The following is a 16,329-nucleotide window of genomic DNA, read 5'->3' on the forward strand; positions in this document are numbered from 1 at the left end:
GACACGTAGACACTTCCGGAATGGCTTCATTTTCGCTCCTCCATTTGCTCACAAAAGAGGAGTTAGCCGCGGCTAACCGTCAAACCGTCACAAAAAGCAAATGTGATTCTTCCACAATGCTTTAGCGGCGGTTCTGCACCTGAGAAAAAAGCCTATTGCGCCAAAAAGAGAATCGGCGCTTATATCTCAGTTGCGGAAAAAACCGCCTTTTTCGAAAAAAACCGCTACTGCAATTTCGAGCGAAAGAAGACCGATGACACAGAGTGCCGATTTAAGACGTGCCGCGGGAGCGCCCGACCTGACGAGTCTTATACAACAGCATTCGGCTGCGTTGTCAGCCCAATTGCAGGCTCATAATGCAAATACATTTTCCCCGCACACCGAAAAGAGCATGCGGCATTTTTCTCCTGCGGAAACCGCGCGGTTGATCGGCATTGGCGAGGCCTATCTTCGCCAGATCGCCGCCGAACGTCCGGAGCTTGATGCCGCCCAGGCTTCCGGCCGTCGTTCCTATTCGGTCGAGGATATGGACGAAATCAGGAAATTCCTGGATCAGGGCGCCCGTGGCACCCGCCGTTATCTGCCGCACCGCCGGGAAGGCGAAGAGTTGCAGGTCATCGCGGTCATGAACTTCAAGGGCGGCTCTGGGAAAACCACGACCTCGGCGCACCTGGCACAATATCTGGCGCTGCGCGGTTACCGCGTTCTCGCCATCGATCTCGATCCGCAGGCCAGTCTCTCCGCCCTCTTCGGCCACCAGCCTGAAATCGATGTCGGACCGAATGAAACGCTCTATGGTGCGATCCGTTACGACGACGAGCGTCGGCCGATCGCCGAGATCGTTCGCGGCACCTATATTCCCAATCTCCATATCGTTCCCGGTAATCTGGAACTGATGGAGTTTGAACATGATACGCCGCGCGCGCTGATGCGCCGCGCCCCGGGTGATACGCTGTTTTTCGCCCGCATCGGTCAAGCCATCGCCCAGGCGCAGAATTTCTACGATGTCGTCGTCATCGATTGCCCGCCGCAGCTCGGTTATTTGACGCTTTCGGCGCTGACCGCTGCCACATCTGTTCTCGTTACCGTTCACCCACAAATGCTGGATGTGATGTCGATGAATCAGTTTCTTGCCATGACCGGCGATCTTCTCGCCGAAATCGGCAGGGCCGGCGCGCGTTCGGATTACAACTGGATGCGGTACCTGATCACCCGCTTCGAACCCAGCGACGGGCCACAGAACCAGATGGTCGCCTTCCTGCGCTCCATCTTCGGCGAAAACGTCCTCATCCACCCCATGCTGAAAAGCACGGCGGTTTCGGATGCCGGATTGACCAACCAGACACTTTTCGAAGTGGAAAGAACCCAGTTCACCCGGTCCACCTATGACCGTGCGCTGGAAGCCATGAACAACGTAAACGCTGAAATCGAAGGACTGATTAAAAAAGCGTGGGGTAGGGCAGCATGAGCAGAAAACAGATCTTCGCCAACCTTGGCACTCCCGCCGCCGACAGCAATGAGACTGGCTCCGAGCGGTCGCGTCCGCGTATCAGGCCCATCCTCGGCTCTCCGGACCTTGTCACGGATGTTCTGAATTCCCCTGTTGGTATGATCGGCCAGTCGCTCAGCGAAGTATCGGAACGCGCCAAGCGGGCGGAAGAGATCGAAAGGCAGCTCGCGGAAGGTCTGACGATCGTTTCCCTGAACCCTGCCGATATCGATCCATCCTTCATACCGGATCGCATGCCAGCCTCCGAAGAAGCGGATGCGGGCCTTGTCGAGGCTATTCGCGAACAGGGCCAGCAGGTTCCCATTCTGGTGCGCCCGCATCCTGATTTTCAGGGCCGTTATCAGGTTGCTTTCGGCCATCGCCGTCTGCGTGCCGTGTCGAACCTTGGTATTCCAGTCAAGGCAGTCGTTCGTGACCTCAGTGACGAGCAGCTGGTTGTCGCCCAGGGTCAGGAAAACAACGAGCGCCGCGACCTCACCTATATTGAGAAGGCGCGGTTTGCCCAGAAACTGCAGATACGGTTCCCGCGCGATACGATCATGGCCGCCATGTCTCTCCACAAGGGCGATCTCTCCAATATGCTGTCGGTTGTCGGCCGCATTCCGGAAGATCTCGTCGATCTCATCGGTCCGGCTCCAGGCGTTGGCCGTCGCAACTGGATGGATCTTGCCGATCAGCTTTCCTCCTCTCAGGTGAAGGAAGCGGCTCGCGCCTATGTGAAGGATGCGTCCGTCGCTGCCCTGACATCGGAAGAGCGGTTCAAATCGCTGCTGGATTTCCTGAAGCCCAAGGCACAGGCCAAAAAAGCCGGCGTCTGGTCATCAGAAACCGGGGGACGACTGGCAAAGGTGGTCGAGAGCGACCGCAAGCTGGATATCTCTATCGACAAGAACGAAGCGCCGGAGTTTGCCGAATTCGTTCTCGAACATCTTCAAACGCTGTTTGCCGAATACCGGTCCAAGCAGTGAGTTTTAACGCGAACCACTAACAGGAGACGCATCACAAAAGAAAAAAGCCCCCGAACGTTGCCGCACGGAAGCCTTTCTTTGATCTAAGCAACCAAAGAATCTCATTTCCGCGAATCATAGTCAAGAGTCTTGGCATCGAATTTTTCGGTGAGCGATTTTCTTTTGCCTTGTGAAAGGTGAAAGACATGGACAGCACATGTGTAACGACGCCCTTTGGGCGGCGAGCGATGTCGTTTGGCGTCCTCGCAACTCAGTTTGCCGCGCAGAAGACCAGAAAGGTCGAAGCCGTCGACAAATGGAAACTTTATCGTTCGGTCTGTGAAGCCCGGCCCTTGCTCGGTGTGACCGATCGCTCCCTTGCGGTTTTGAACGCGCTTTTGAGTTTTTATCCAAAGAATGAGCTTTCCAGCGAAGCCAGTCTGGTGGTGTTCCCATCAAACACACAATTGTCTCTGCGCGCGCACGGCATGGCCGAACAGACATTGCGCCGGCATCTTTCGGCACTTGTCGAGGCCGGTCTCATCATTCGCAAGGATAGCCCGAACGGAAAACGTTACGCCCGCAAACATAGGGGAGGCGAGATCAGCGAAGCCTATGGCTTTTCACTGGCTCCGCTTCTTGCCCGCAGAACTGAAATCGAGGAACTGGCCGAGCGCATCATCAGCGAAAGGCTCGATCTTCAGCGCCTTCGAGAGAGCATCAGCCTTTGCCGCCGCGATATCCAGAAACTTTGCGAAATGATCGCAGCGCGTGGTGATGTCAAAACCTTCGACGGGTTTCAGACCCGATACAATGCCATTGCAAACTCTCTTGGTCGCAATTCTAAGGCCGCGGAACTCAAGGAAATCGCCGGATTCCTGGCCTCTTTGCGTGCAGAAGTGACCAACTATCTGGAAAATATTGAAAAATCGGAAAAATCGGGCGGCAATGACTGTCAAAATGAGCGCCTCATAAAGAATTCAGAATCCGAATCCATATCTGAACGGCAGGATTTGCGTGAGGCGGTTACCGTTGCACCTGCCAGCACCGCCATCGCTCAACCGGCATATGTGGCACCCATCAGTGCGAAACCTGTACCGCCATCACCAAAGGCTGTTCTTCATAAGCAATTTTTTGTTCCTGATATTGTTTTGGTTTTGAAGGCTTGCCCTGACATTTCGCTCTACGCACCGGGTGGAGCCATCACCGGCTGGCGCGATCTCGAAGTCGCGACCTCCGTGATCAAAACCATGTTCAACGTCAGCCAGTCCGCCTATCAGGAAGCGCTCACCACCTTCGGACGACAGGGAACAGCGGCCATCCTTGCCTGCCTGCTGCAGAAAGCGGACCAGATAAGCTCGCTCGGCGGATATCTGCGCAATCTGACGCGTAAGGCCCAGGAAGGTTGTTTCGATATGCAGACCATGCTTCTGGCGCAACTGCGTGGGCGTCAAGACAAGATGGAGGTGGGCATGGCGGGTTAGCTTGCGGAAAAACCGGTCCGACGGTACATTAACGCTGCTTCAGCAATTACCGCGAGATTCGCTTAAGGCGGCTAATATCTAGCGTCAAGCGGGCTTCCTATGGTTAATGCAAAGTAATGAAAGTTAAGTGCCAATTAGCTTTCGTTTACGTTTTTCAATGATTGGTTTCAATCGCTTGAGTCTGCGTTGTTTTTCCAGCAATTGAGCCGTCAACGGCTGAAAAAAGCAGTGTGCGTCTTAAACAGCCATCTGAAATTCGTATATGAAGCCGGTTGAAACGCGGATCCGGCGCCATCTGCAACAGGATTTGATCGTCGGAAAACAGCCCTTCAATAGGAAGGCAATCTATTCATCGTCCCAGCGGGCTGGTTGAACCTTCTGCAAGGTTTCGCGTTTGCCTCGACTGTTTCGAAGGATTGCTGAGGTGATGATTTTTCCGGATGATGTCGAACTGGCTATTGCTCTTTACATGGCGGACCACGCTTTGCCACGGCATAGGGCCATTGAAAAACTCGTGAGAGCTGAGCTTGAAAAAACTGGCCATCTGCCGGGTGGCGAGGGCCGGCCACCGGAAATCATCGACGGCCGACCGAGCGCTGACTATGTCCAATATAGATCCTATCTTGAGGGAGACGGCTGAGAGGCGGCGGAACCAAAGCAGCGGCCGGCTGTTTACGCGCAAATAAATGTGCCCGGATATTTGCCCATGCGTCTCAGATCATCTCTTCTCGTCCCTGCTTTCGCCCTTGCGACGGCTATGCCAGTAAAGGCCCAGCCAATTGAGGTCAGCACGCTCGAAGCGTCGAAAACTCAGAGCAGCCAGATCGTTGCCCCGGTAACTGCCCCGAACTACATCACCGATGTTTCGGGAAAGAAAATCCGTCTGGTGGGACCGCGTTTTTATCCCGACAGTGCGCGGGCGCTCGAATTTCCGGGACGAGGGGTGCAGTCCTTCTCACCAGCAAGCGAAGAAGCGCTGTCGCAACGATGAGGGATGGTGGTGAGGAAATGGTTCTCACCGACCGGTATCAGATGGTTGGGGCGGAATGAACACGGGAAACAAGACGTCCAGAGGCAAACCGGGGGCTGACAGCTGGATAAAGCAGGAGGGGGAGGATGCCGAAAAGGCGAGCTTTCCCGAACTATTCTTCGATCTCGTTTTTGTCTTTGCGCTCATCCAGCTTTCCCACGCACTTGCCAAGGATTTTGGGCCGACAGCGGCGCTTGAGGCCGGCATCCTGATCCTGTCGCTGTGGTGGTTATGGATACACACCACCTGGATCACCAATCTCCTGAATACGGAAAAGGAGCCGGTCCGGCTGCTTTTGTTCGTCCTGATGTTCGGCGGGGTTCTGCTGGCCATTGCCTTGCCGAAGGCCTTTGCGGAACAGGGTCTCGTCTTTGCGCTGATCTACAGCGCCATGCAGGTGGGCAGGAGCCTTTTTGCGCTCTACGCCTTCAAGGGTGAAGATCGGCAGTCCTTTCTGGTATTGGTGCGAGTGACGATCTGGCTCACCCTATCAAGCCTGTTCTGGCTGGCTGGCGGTCTGGTCGATCTGGCCGACCGTATTCTGCTCTGGGGCATCGCCCTTGCCATCGAATATGCCGGTCCCGCCTGCCGTTACGTCGTACCGGGCGTGGCCTCGAGCAGTGAGGACAGGCTTCATGTTTCCGGCGAACATCTGGCGGAACGCTGCGCGCTCTTTGTCATCATCTGCCTGGGGGAAACAATCCTCACCACGGGCCGCACGGCGACCGAATATATGAATTCGGCTTTGACCTTTCTCGTCTTCTGCTCGGCCTTCGTTAGCACCGTGGTGATGTGGTGGATCTATTTTCACCACGGGCAGGAAGAGGCTTCCCGAAAGGCCGAGAATGCCGAGGAAAAAACGAAGATCGCGCAGAATCTTTTCAACTATGGGCATCTGCCCATCGTCGCCGGCATCATCCTGACGGCAGTGGGAGAGGATTTCAGCCTTTCCCATGCCCGTGAGGGTGCAACGATGCGGGAGGCGATCGCTATTCTCGGCGGCCCGGTTCTGTTTTTGGCCGGCAATATTGGCGTCAAGATCGCCGCCGCCTATCAGCGACCCGTTTCGCATTTCGCCGGCGTTGCGGCGCTGTGCCTGCTTTTGCCGGTGCCGGGCATTCCGCTCTTCGTGCTGCAACTGGCCAGCACGGGAATTCTGCTCGCCGTTGCCCTATGGGAATATCTGGCGCTGAAAAGAGCGGTGGCCAATGCCTGATCAGATCAGGCGTGGGCCAGATTGCGCGCCCTGTCATTCCAGAGCTGCAGGCTACGGGCATAAGCCTCCTCGAAGGACAGGGCCATATCGTTGACCAGCATCAGCGCGATGGCGGCCGTGGAAATGATGATGGTTTCCGCCCGCTCGTCCCTGGCCGCACCTGTCCAGACGGCGCGCCAATATTCGAAGGTGGTGAACATGGTCGGCATTTCGGCAGGCGGGGTTTCGCGGGCGGGAATGAGCCATTCGACATCCCTGCCTTTTGAAAGGCCGAAAATCCGGGTGGTGCGGAACGGTGTGAATTGCGCAAAATCCCGGGTATTGCCGAGAATGGCGAGGTTCTCCACCGAAAGCAGCCGCGCGGTATCGCGGTGGAGTTCCTGATAGGAGGGGCGGGCCACGCCGATCATGGTGCTTTTGGCGCGAAGCGGATTGAGAAGATGGACGACCGTGTTGAGCGGCAGGCGCATTTCCAGAATGCCATGCAAGCCAAGCAAGCTCTGGAATTGCGGAGATAAGCCGCCGATTGGCAGATAGGCGATGCGCTGCGAGGATGTGGCCTCCATCGCGTCGGAAAGAGAATGGCAAAGGGGAATGCCGCAGGCCCGTGCGGCGAGTTCCAGCTTGCCGCCATTGTCTCCCTCACCGACATGGCCGTGCAACAGGACACTATGGCCCGCCATCGAAACCAGACGGGCGGAATGCAGGAACCACGGCGCATCGCGATGTTTTGGCGACATATAGGCCGGCCAATCGAGATCGACGGATGCGGGGCGCTGCCGGTCTCTCTCGATATGCTGCCACATGGCTTCGATGAAACCCGCAAGTTCCGCCGCGGTCACGCCGCGATAATGCATGGTGGCGAGCAGCGCGCCGACCTGTATGGGGTCGGCTTCGCCCTCAAGAATGATCGACAGCGCATCCATCGCCTCCCCCTGGGCGAGCGGACGGCTGTTGCCGATGCCCATTGCCGAGGTTGCGATATATTTTGCGAGCCGGTGCCGCGGATCGGCATTGTGGCCGATGCGGGCGAGACGGTCGGCAATGTGTTCCGGTGTCGGCTGGCCTTCCAGAACAACGCTGGGACGAAGCGAAAGCGGTGGCGCTTTCATCAGCAGCGGTTGTTCCCAACCGCTTTTATCCGGGGCGGCTGGTCTTTCCGGTTTCTGCTGCGAATAATCCATCAGATTTTCGGCTTCCGCCGCCAGCGAGCGAATGCGCAGCCGCATGTTTTCAGCAAAGGGGGTGGGGCGCAGGCCTTGGCCGGTGCGCAGGAAAAGCTGGTCGCCATATTTTTCCCTGAGCTGCTGCAATATCCGGCTCATGGACGAGGTCGGCAGTCCCATGCCGGCCGCAGCCCGGCTGACGCTGCCTTCCCGCAACAACGCATCGAAAGCGACAAGTAATTTCAGCTGTCCAAGCCTGTCGGGCTTTGCCGTTGAGACTGGTTCTGCTTTTCTCTTGCCGGTTGTCATCTTGGGTTTTTTTACTCCGCCGAAGCATCCGGGGAGCCCTCTTTGCAATTTCTGGAATTTAGAACTGTTCGAAAACAAACGCGTTGCGCCCGCTCCCCCTCCTAAATAAGTGGTGCTTAATTCTCAAGTTAAATGCGGGGGCGTAACATGGAATTGAAGTACCGCGGCCAGAACAGGACTGCGACAATAATAAAGGCCGGCGTTTCGGCAGCAATGGCGGGAACGGCGTTGGGTTTTGCCGTGCCGGCTTTCGCGCAGCAGGCCTCCGAGGGAAACACGGTTCTTCAGCAGATCGTTGTCACCGCATCCGGCTTCGAGCAGAATGTGAAGGACGCACCTGCCAGCATCACGGTTGTTACGCGCGAGGATCTGGAAAAGGGGTCTTATCGCGATCTGACTGATGCCCTGCGGGAAGTGCAGGGTGTGTCCGTCACCGGCATCGCCAATGAAAAGGATGTTTTTATTCGTGGCCTGCCCGGCGCTTACACGCTGATCCTCGTTGACGGCAAAAGGCAGAGCACGCGCGATGCACGCACCAATGGCAATTCCGGTTTCGAACAGAGTTTCGTGCCGCCGGTCTCGGCAATCGAACGCATCGAAGTGGTGCGCGGTCCAATGTCCTCGCTTTATGGTTCGGATGCCATGGGCGGCGTCATCAACATCATCACCCGCAAGGTCGGTGATGTCTGGTCCGGTTCCGTCACCACCGAGGGCACGGTCCAGCAGCATTCCAAGTTCGGCAACAGCGGTCAGGTCTCCTGGTATGCCAACGGGCCGATCCTGAAGGATCAGCTTGGTCTGCAGCTCTGGGGCAGGGGTTTTACGCGCGGCGAAGACCGTATTCTGAACGGCACCACGGGCGCCAAGGAATATGATTTCAACGGCCGCCTGACATTTACGCCGAATGAAGATCACGACATCTATCTAGAAGGCGGCAAGACCCGCCTGCGCCGCGACGCTGAACCCGGCGATACGCTGGCTGCGACGGATGCCAATGGCACCTACAACACCAATACCCGGGATCACTGGTCGCTTTCGCATACTGGCCGCTGGGGACCGACCACGTCCGAATTCTCGTTCCAGCAGGAATGGGCCGAGCGTACAAATTTCACCAGAAACACCCGTACCGGCAGGGTAACCGAAAATCCGCGCTCACCGGAAATCCGTAACACCGTTCTCGACGGCAAGTTCACCACGCCGTTCGAACTATTCGGCAACCACACGCTGGTGACCGGCGGGCAATATTTCGAGGCGCGGCTGACCGACCAGAATCCGGGCCGCCGCATCGACCGCGACGAAACCTTCTCCGCAACGCAGTGGGCGCTTTTCCTCGAAGATGAATGGCGCATCGTCGATAATTTTGCGCTGACGGGCGGCCTTCGTCTCGATAATCACGAGAAATACGGCAATCATTTCAGCCCGCGGCTTTATGGCGTCTGGAGCGCCACCGAAGAGCTGACCATCAAGGGTGGGGTTTCCACCGGTTTCCGTGCCCCGGAAATCCGCCAGATCGCGCCGGGTTACGCCTATACTACCGGTGGCGGCGGTTGCAGCTATGGCCCGAGCGGCACCTGCGGCGTGATCATCGGTGATCCCAATCTGGAAGCGGAAAAAAGCACGAGTTACGAAATAGCTGCCCTCTGGGACAATGGCGACATTGCCCTCGGCGCCACCTATTTCTACACCGATTTCAAGGACAAGATTTCCAATGCGCTGGTGCTCAATCCGGATGGAACGCCGGCCCGCTGGAGCGAGGACCGTAACTATCGTCTCTGGTACAACTACAACATCGACGATGCGATCATTCAGGGCGTGGAGCTGACTGCGACTTGGTATGCGACATCGGAACTGACGCTGCGGGGTAATTACACCTATACACATTCCGAACAGAAGACCGGCGATTATGAAGGTTTCCCGCTGGCGCGGACGCCCGAACATATGGCCAATCTGCGCGGCGACTGGGTAACCCCGATCGATGGGCTGGAAGCCTGGGTTTCACTGAATTACCGCGGATCGGAAATTAATGCCGGCCCGCGTATCGGCGCCAACGGCACGCCGGTGACGATCAACGGCCAGTCCGGCCGTAAATACGATGCCTACACCACGCTGGATATCGGCGCGAAATATGCGGTTGCCGAGAATGTCGACCTCAATGCCGCCGTCTATAATGTCTTCGACAAGGACGTCGGCACCGATGATTTCAACACGGTCATGGAAGGCCGTCGTTTCTGGATCAGCATGACGGCAAAATTCTGACTGAGCCTTAGTGACTGAGCCCCTTAGTAGCGGAATTTCAGCGCGCCCGCCGGGCGCCTCTTTTTTTGCCCATTCGCCTATTGACCTCAACTATAGTTGAGGAATTATACCGGCTGCTCTTCGACGCTTTTCCGCATTTTCCGAGCGGAAATCATTCCGGAAGCAGGAGCCAGAATGGAAAATACCATCTTCAAACACAGCCTGTCGGTGGGGGATGTTGCGCGCCGCAGCGGTATTGCTGTTTCCACCATCCATTTTTACGAGGCGAAGGGGCTTATCGAAGGCTGGCGCACCGCCGGCAACCAGCGTCGTTATCATCGCGCCGTCCTGCGGCGCATCGCCATCATCCGCATCGCGCAACGCGCCGGCATCCAGCTCAGCATCATCAGGGAGGCGATGGCTGATCTGCCGCAGGACCGCGTGGCGACGACGGCGGACTGGCGCAGGTTCTCCCAGTCCTGGCGGGAAATGCTCCAGACGCGTATCAACAATCTGGTCATGCTAAGGGATCAGTTGACCGGCTGCATCGGTTGCGGCTGCCTGTCGCTGGATGATTGTCCGCTGCGTAATCCGAATGATGTTCTGGCCGATGACGGCGCTGGCCCGCGCCGCCTCGTCTCCGCTGAATAAGCGGCTGAGCCGCCCCTTATTCGGAATCGGCGGGAACCCAGACGCTGACGCTGCCGCCATTTGTCGGGAAGGTGCCTTTGCCGCTCTCATCGAGGGTGATGTGTTCCTCCCGGTGACCGAGAAAATCGCGCCAGACCGATCCCGCACGCTCGGGGCCGAGGTCAGCCTGTTTTTCACCCGGTTCGCCATTCGACATCACCACCACGCAGCCCGGCGCATCGGCAGTGCCGTGGCGGATAAAGGCGATGCAGCTCGCATCGTCAAAAATATCCGTCTGGGGACCGTTGGCAAAGCGGCTGCGGGCCTCGATGAGCTTTGGCAAGCATTCGATGGCGGGTATATCGATCTTATACTCGTTGCCGTCATTGCCGGTGTCGGTGTAGCTCGTGCCGAACAGATCGGGATAAAAGACGCAGGGAACGCCCTCTTCGCGCAGCAGGATGATCGCGTAGGCGAGAGGTTTGAACCATGGCTCGACCGGCGCTTCCAGCGATTGCAGCGGCTGCGTGTCATGATTGTCGACCAGCGTGACGGCATGATCCGGAACGGCCGATACAAGCGAGCCGTCGAAGATGCTGCGCATGTCGAAATCGCCGCCCTGTTTTGAGGCGTCATGGAAACTGTGGTGGAGCGCGACGTCAAAGAGCATCAGCTGCTTGTCGACCAGCTCGAGATAACTTTTCAGCGCCTCCAGATCGGGGTGCCAATATTCCGCCACGACGAAAAGATCGGGATCGACGGTCTCGCGCATATGGCCCACCCAATCGCGGAAGAACCATGCCGGAATATGTTTGGCAGCATCCAGGCGGAAGCCGTCCACCTGCACCTGCTCGGAGAGCCAGCGGCCCCAATATTTGAGTTCCTCGTAAACCGCCCGGTTTCTGAACTCGACATCAGCACCCATCAGATAGTCGAAATTGCCGTTTTCCTGATCGACTTCCTCATTCCATTCACCATCGCCATATTCATTGACGAGGCGGAATATGCCGTCTTCGGTCGGCTCCTCAATGTGGTCGACGCCGCTGAAACACTTGAGGTCCCAGATGAATTTGGAATGTTTGCCGTTGCGGCCGGGAAAGGTGAAGCGCGTATAGGCGAGCGCCGGGAAATCCTCATCGTCGATATCGGTGCGATCGTCTGGATTGACGCGGCGAACCCGCACCTTTTCCTTCTCGTCGGCACCCATCTTGTGATTGAGAACCACGTCATGGATGACGCGGATCCCATTGTCTTTCAGCGTCTTGCCCGCATGTTCGAGCGCGCCACGATCACCATATTTGGTGGCGACGGTGCCCTTCTGGTCGAATTCGCCGAGATCAAAAAGGTCGTAAGTGTCGTATCCCACCGAATAACCGCCGGCGGCGCCCTTGTAGGCCGGCGGCAGCCAGACGTCGGTGATGCCCATTTTGGCAAGGCTTTCGGCCTTTTCGGCCACCTCGCTCCACAATTTCCCTCCGTCCGGATAATACCAATGGAAGAATTGAAGCAAGGTGCGTCCGGCCATATTTCCCTCACGATGGTTAGCAGGTCGCGCCATAAACGGCCCGGCGGCGAAAGGGTTCCGCCGCCGGTGCCGCGCGATCTGCGATTGTGAGGCCGGCGCGCCGGCTGTATATTAGCCGGCTATATCGATAAGGGTTGCTCCCGCCTGCAGATAATCGCCTTCCTTGACGATCAAGCGGACCTTTCCGGCCCTGGTGGCGACAATCTGCGTCTCCATCTTCATGGCTTCCATGACGGCCAGAAGATCACCTTCGGAAACCGTGTCTCCGTCCTTCACCTTGAAAGATTGCAGGGTGCCGGAAACGGGGGCGGTCATTTCGCCTTCCTTTTTCTCGACCGCAGCACTGGGAGCGGATGCATTGCCACCGCTGACAGTGCCGAGGCTGGAGAGCAGAATGCTGGGCAGGCCAACCGAAACACGCTTGCCGTCTATCTCGAGATAGGTGCGGGTGATAGAAGGGTCGTCGGCCGGTGCCGGTCGCTCCATCGCATCGGGCATGGCGGCGAAATCGGTTTCGATCCAGCGGGTGTGAACCTTGAACCCGTCAGTACCGATGAAATCATCCGTCTCGATCGCGGCGCGGTGGAATGGCAGAACGGTGGCAATGCCCTCGATGCGGAATTCCCTAAGCGCACGGCGGGCACGGCGCAGGACCTGATCGCGGTCGACGCCGGTGACGATGAGTTTTGCCATCAGCGAATCGAACACGCCGGGAACGCTGGAGCCGCTGACGACGCCGCTATCCATGCGAATGCCGGGGCCGGAAGGCGCATCGAAAACAGAGATCAAGCCTGGTGTCGGCAGGAAGCCGCGGCCCGGATCTTCGGCATTGATACGGAACTCCATCGAATGGCCACGCGGCTCCGGCGTTTCGAGCACACGAAGCTTGTGCCCTTCGGCAATACGAAACTGCTCGATGACGAGATCAATGCCGGTGGTTTCCTCGGTAACGGGATGTTCCACCTGCAGGCGGGTATTGACCTCAAGGAAGGAAATCGTGCCATCGACACCGAGCAGGAATTCGACGGTGCCGGCGCCGGAATAACCGGCTGCAGCGCAGATCGCCTTGGCGGCATCATGGATCTTCTGCCGTTGTTCATCCGACAGGAAGGGGGCGGGTGCTTCTTCGATCAGCTTCTGGTTCCGGCGTTGCAGCGAGCAATCGCGGGTGCCGAGCACCAGCACATTGCCGTGCTTGTCAGCAATAACCTGCGCCTCGATATGACGCGGCCGATCGAGGAAACGTTCCAGAAAACACTCGCCGCGGCCGAAGGCGACGGTCGCCTCGCGCACGGCGGATTCATAGAGCTCTGCGATCTCTTCCATCTTCCACGCGACTTTCAGGCCGCGTCCACCGCCGCCATGGGCCGCCTTGATGGCGACGGGCAGGCCGTGCTGTTCGGCAAAGGCGGTGACTTCGGCGGCGGAAGAAACGGGGCCATCGCTGCCGGCAACCAGCGGTGCGCCAACACCGGTGGCGATGCGCCGCGCCATGACCTTGTCGCCCAATGCCTCGATGACATCAGGGTCGGGACCGATCCAGATCAGTCCGGCATCGATGACAGCCTGGGCAAATTCGGCGCGTTCGGACAGGAAACCATAACCGGGATGCACGGCATCAGCACCGGCGCGTTTGGCAATCGCGATCAGCTTGCTGATATCGAGATAGGTCTCGGCGGGACGCACGCCCTCCAGCGCATAGGCTTCATCCGCCAGCCGGACGAAAAGCGCGTCCTGATCGGGGTCGGCATAAACGGCGACCGATTGCAGGCCGTAATCGCGACAGGCCCGGATGATGCGCACCGCGATCTCGCCGCGATTGGCAATCAGCACTTTTTTCATCGATCTTCTCCTCCGAATTCTGTGTTTTTGGCCGCGATTTCGGCAAAGGGGCCGATCGGGCGGAATTTGATTTTAGCGTTGACCGGGATTTGCCCGGCAAGATCGAGATGATATTCCGCTACCGCGCCGATGACGGGATAACCGCCGGTCAGCGGGTGATCGGCAAGGAAAAGAACCGGCTGACCGCTATGGGGAATCTGGATCGCGCCCGTTGCCGTGCCTTCGCTCGGCAACTCGGCGCTGTCCTTGCGTTCCACTGGCACGTCACCGGCAAGGCGGATGCCAACGCGGTTCGATTGCGGGGTGACCTGCCAGAGCTGGCCGGTCAGCGTCTCGATACCCTTTTGCGTAAACCAGTCAGCTCGGGGGCCGAGGACGACGTCCAGTGTCACGACCTCGCCGGTTGCCGGCGGCTCAAAAGCCGGAATCTCGCTGATCGAAACGCTGGAAAGACCGGCCTTTTCGCTCTTAAGCGGCAGAACGGCACCGGCACCCACGGGATCGGGGCCGACGACAGCCAGCGTATCCGTCGCAAAACTGCCGAGCACCGGCTCGATATCGAAGCCGCCACGGACGGCAAGATAACAGCGCATGCCCTTCGGCGGCTGGCCGAAAGTGACGACATCACCAGCCTCAAGGGAGACCGGTCCATCAGTCTTTGCGACGAAGCTGCGATCCACCGTCTTGATCGTGACGGGGCAGGGGGCGCCGGTTATGCCGATGACGGCGCGGCTTGTGCTTTTAAAAGAGAAGCCGCCGAGCGTCAGTTCAAGGCACGGCGTGTTGGCCGGATTGCCGACGATGCGGTTTGCGCCGTTGAACGCGCCGCGATCCAGCGCGCCGGAGGCGGAAACGCCTTGTCCGGTCTGGCCGAAACGGCCGAGATTCTGAAAGATGGCGGGCATCGGTGCGGCAAGCACCTCGAAATGCGGGCCGTCCTTTTTCGGTTCTTTTTTCGCCGGTGCCGGTGCCGGGATATCGACCGTTCTGCCGGCCTTGTCCATGTCGAAGAAACGCACCCGGTAGCCCGGCTGGAACAACGCGCCGGGATCGCGGTCAATATCCCACATCTTCACCGGCGTGGTGCCGATGATCTGCCAGCCGCCGGGGCTGTTTTGCGGATAGACACCGCTGAAGGCGCCGGCCAGCGCCACGGAGCCGGCTGGAATGCGGGTGCGCGGGCTTTGCCGGCGCGGCACATGCAATGCCGGATCGCCGCCGACCAGATAACCGAAACCGGGGGCGAAGCCGCAGAAGGCCACGGTAAATTCGCTTTCGGTATGGCGACGGATGACCTCTTCGACGCTCATGCCAGTTAATTCGGCGACGTCTGCAAGATCCTCGCCATCATAATGGACGGGGATCTCCACAAGGTTGTCCGAAGGCGCGATCTTTGCCGAGAGATCGCGGCTTGCCAGCCGCGCGGCCAGTGCTTGGACATTGATCTTCTCAGGGCGGAATCGGATCATCAGGGTACGGGCAGCCGGCACCGTTTCTTCGATGCCCTCGACGGGATCACTCTGAAGCGAGGCGAACAGCGCCAGCGTTTCATCGAGATCGGCGAGTTCGACAAGAATGGTGGTGAGGCTGACGGGAAGAAAACGCATTATATCCTCACGCGTGATAGGCGGTGTCGGGGATATCGGTGATGAACATGTGGCCCGGCGCATGGGTAATGGCAAAGGGTGCGCCGGATGCCATCACGGCGGCCTGTGGAGTGACGCCGCAGGCCCAGAACACCGGCACCTCGCCCGGCTCGATCCGGACCGCATCGCCAAAATCAGGCTTGGATAGATCGGAAATGCCGATCTGTTCCGGTGCGCCGACATGCACGGGCGCGCCATGCACTGCCGGAAAACGCCCGGAAATCGTGGCAGCATCGGCCACGCGCGATGCCGGGATAGGCCGCATGGAAACGACCATGTTGCCCTTCAACCGTCCGGCCGGGCGGCAAGGCCGGTTGGTCAGATACATCGGCACATTGCTCTTGTCGGTCATGTGGCGGATTTCGATGCCCGCCTCCACCATCGGCGTCTCGAAGGTAAAGCTGCAGCCGATGAGGAAGGCAACGAGATCGTCACGCTCCGCCCAGGCGGCCGTCGCATCCGCGGTTTCCTCGGCAAGCTTGCCGTCCCGCCAGATGCGGTAAAGCGGCAGATCGGTCCTCAGATCGGCACCGGGCGCCAGAAGCGTGGTGGGAGAGCCGGGATCGGAGACATCAAGCACCGGGCAGGGTTTTGGATTACGCTGCGCATAAAGCAGGAAATCGAAGGCCCAGTCACGCGGCAGCACGATCATGTTCGCCTGCGTGAAGCCGGGTGCAATGCCTGACGTGGGGGCGACAAGGCCATCGCGATATGTCGCACGGGCCTTTCGTGCGGCCTCGGCATCGGTGTGGTTGAGATAGGATGTTGGTATCGTCATCGGCTACCCTT

At 58.4% G+C, this 16,329-nt stretch carries 13 protein-coding genes; 8 read left to right on the top strand and 5 right to left on the bottom strand.

Features of this window, described 5'->3' with window-relative positions:
• Positions 1-253: 253 nt before the first annotated feature.
• The 6 genes from repA to GSF67_RS19050 all read left to right on the top strand — a co-directional run bounded on the left by repA (position 254) and on the right by GSF67_RS19050 (position 6,187).
• Positions 254-1,468: a plasmid partitioning protein RepA gene (repA, locus tag GSF67_RS19030; protein WP_080813418.1), complete on the top strand. Its 1,215-nt coding sequence runs from the start codon at positions 254-256 to the stop codon at positions 1,466-1,468.
• Positions 1,465-2,478: a plasmid partitioning protein RepB gene (repB, locus tag GSF67_RS19035; RefSeq protein WP_006315490.1), complete on the top strand. Its 1,014-nt coding sequence runs from the start codon at positions 1,465-1,467 to the stop codon at positions 2,476-2,478. The genes repA and repB overlap by 4 nt, the downstream gene beginning before the upstream one ends.
• 185 nt (positions 2,479-2,663) lie before the next feature.
• Positions 2,664-3,941: a plasmid replication protein RepC gene (gene repC, locus GSF67_RS19040; RefSeq protein ID WP_083816010.1), complete on the top strand. Its 1,278-nt coding sequence runs from the start codon at positions 2,664-2,666 to the stop codon at positions 3,939-3,941.
• A 427-nt stretch (positions 3,942-4,368) separates the two neighbouring features.
• On the top strand, positions 4,369-4,581 hold the full coding sequence (locus GSF67_RS26310) for a hypothetical protein (protein ID WP_006315493.1): 213 nt from the start codon (positions 4,369-4,371) through the stop codon (positions 4,579-4,581).
• A gap of 66 nt (positions 4,582-4,647) precedes the next feature.
• Positions 4,648-4,932: a hypothetical protein gene (locus GSF67_RS19045; protein ID WP_006315495.1), complete on the top strand. Its 285-nt coding sequence runs from the start codon at positions 4,648-4,650 to the stop codon at positions 4,930-4,932.
• A gap of 55 nt (positions 4,933-4,987) precedes the next feature.
• The gene (locus GSF67_RS19050) at positions 4,988-6,187 is read left to right on the top strand and encodes a low temperature requirement protein A (RefSeq protein WP_006315498.1); all 1,200 of its coding nucleotides are present in this window, start codon (positions 4,988-4,990) and stop codon (positions 6,185-6,187) included.
• 5 nt (positions 6,188-6,192) lie between these two features.
• On the opposite strand, the gene GSF67_RS19055 is transcribed toward GSF67_RS19050, so the two are convergent.
• On the bottom strand, positions 6,193-7,662 hold the full coding sequence (locus tag GSF67_RS19055) for a glycosyl transferase family protein (RefSeq protein WP_006315499.1): 1,470 nt from the start codon (positions 7,660-7,662) through the stop codon (positions 6,193-6,195).
• A 147-nt stretch (positions 7,663-7,809) separates the two neighbouring features.
• On the opposite strand from GSF67_RS19055, the gene GSF67_RS19060 reads away from it, so the two are divergent.
• Together GSF67_RS19060 and soxR are read left to right on the top strand one after the other, a co-directional pair.
• Positions 7,810-9,918, top strand: coding sequence for a TonB-dependent siderophore receptor (locus GSF67_RS19060; protein ID WP_006315500.1), 2,109 nt, complete (start codon positions 7,810-7,812; stop codon positions 9,916-9,918).
• A gap of 174 nt (positions 9,919-10,092) precedes the next feature.
• Complete coding sequence (gene soxR, locus GSF67_RS19065; protein ID WP_006315501.1) at positions 10,093-10,548, top strand: redox-sensitive transcriptional activator SoxR; 456 nt, start codon at positions 10,093-10,095, stop codon at positions 10,546-10,548.
• A gap of 16 nt (positions 10,549-10,564) precedes the next feature.
• Here the strand turns inward: soxR and amyA are convergent, their stop codons facing one another.
• From amyA to GSF67_RS19085, 4 genes are all read right to left on the bottom strand, one after another.
• The gene (gene amyA / locus GSF67_RS19070) at positions 10,565-12,052 is read right to left on the bottom strand and encodes an alpha-amylase (RefSeq protein WP_006315502.1); all 1,488 of its coding nucleotides are present in this window, start codon (positions 12,050-12,052) and stop codon (positions 10,565-10,567) included.
• Between the two features lie 111 nt (positions 12,053-12,163).
• A complete protein-coding gene (locus GSF67_RS19075) occupies positions 12,164-13,894 on the bottom strand; it encodes a biotin carboxylase N-terminal domain-containing protein (protein WP_006315504.1) in 1,731 nt (576 codons plus the stop codon).
• The gene (locus tag GSF67_RS19080; RefSeq protein ID WP_176072066.1) at positions 13,891-15,501 is read right to left on the bottom strand and encodes a 5-oxoprolinase/urea amidolyase family protein; all 1,611 of its coding nucleotides are present in this window, start codon (positions 15,499-15,501) and stop codon (positions 13,891-13,893) included. The genes GSF67_RS19075 and GSF67_RS19080 overlap by 4 nt, the downstream gene beginning before the upstream one ends.
• A gap of 7 nt (positions 15,502-15,508) precedes the next feature.
• Positions 15,509-16,318, bottom strand: coding sequence for a putative hydro-lyase (locus tag GSF67_RS19085; RefSeq protein ID WP_006315506.1), 810 nt, complete (start codon positions 16,316-16,318; stop codon positions 15,509-15,511).
• Positions 16,319-16,329: the final 11 nt, after the last annotated feature.

This window comes from Agrobacterium sp. CGMCC 11546 (assembly GCF_013365515.1).
Lineage (GTDB): Bacteria > Pseudomonadota > Alphaproteobacteria > Rhizobiales > Rhizobiaceae > Agrobacterium > Agrobacterium fabrum.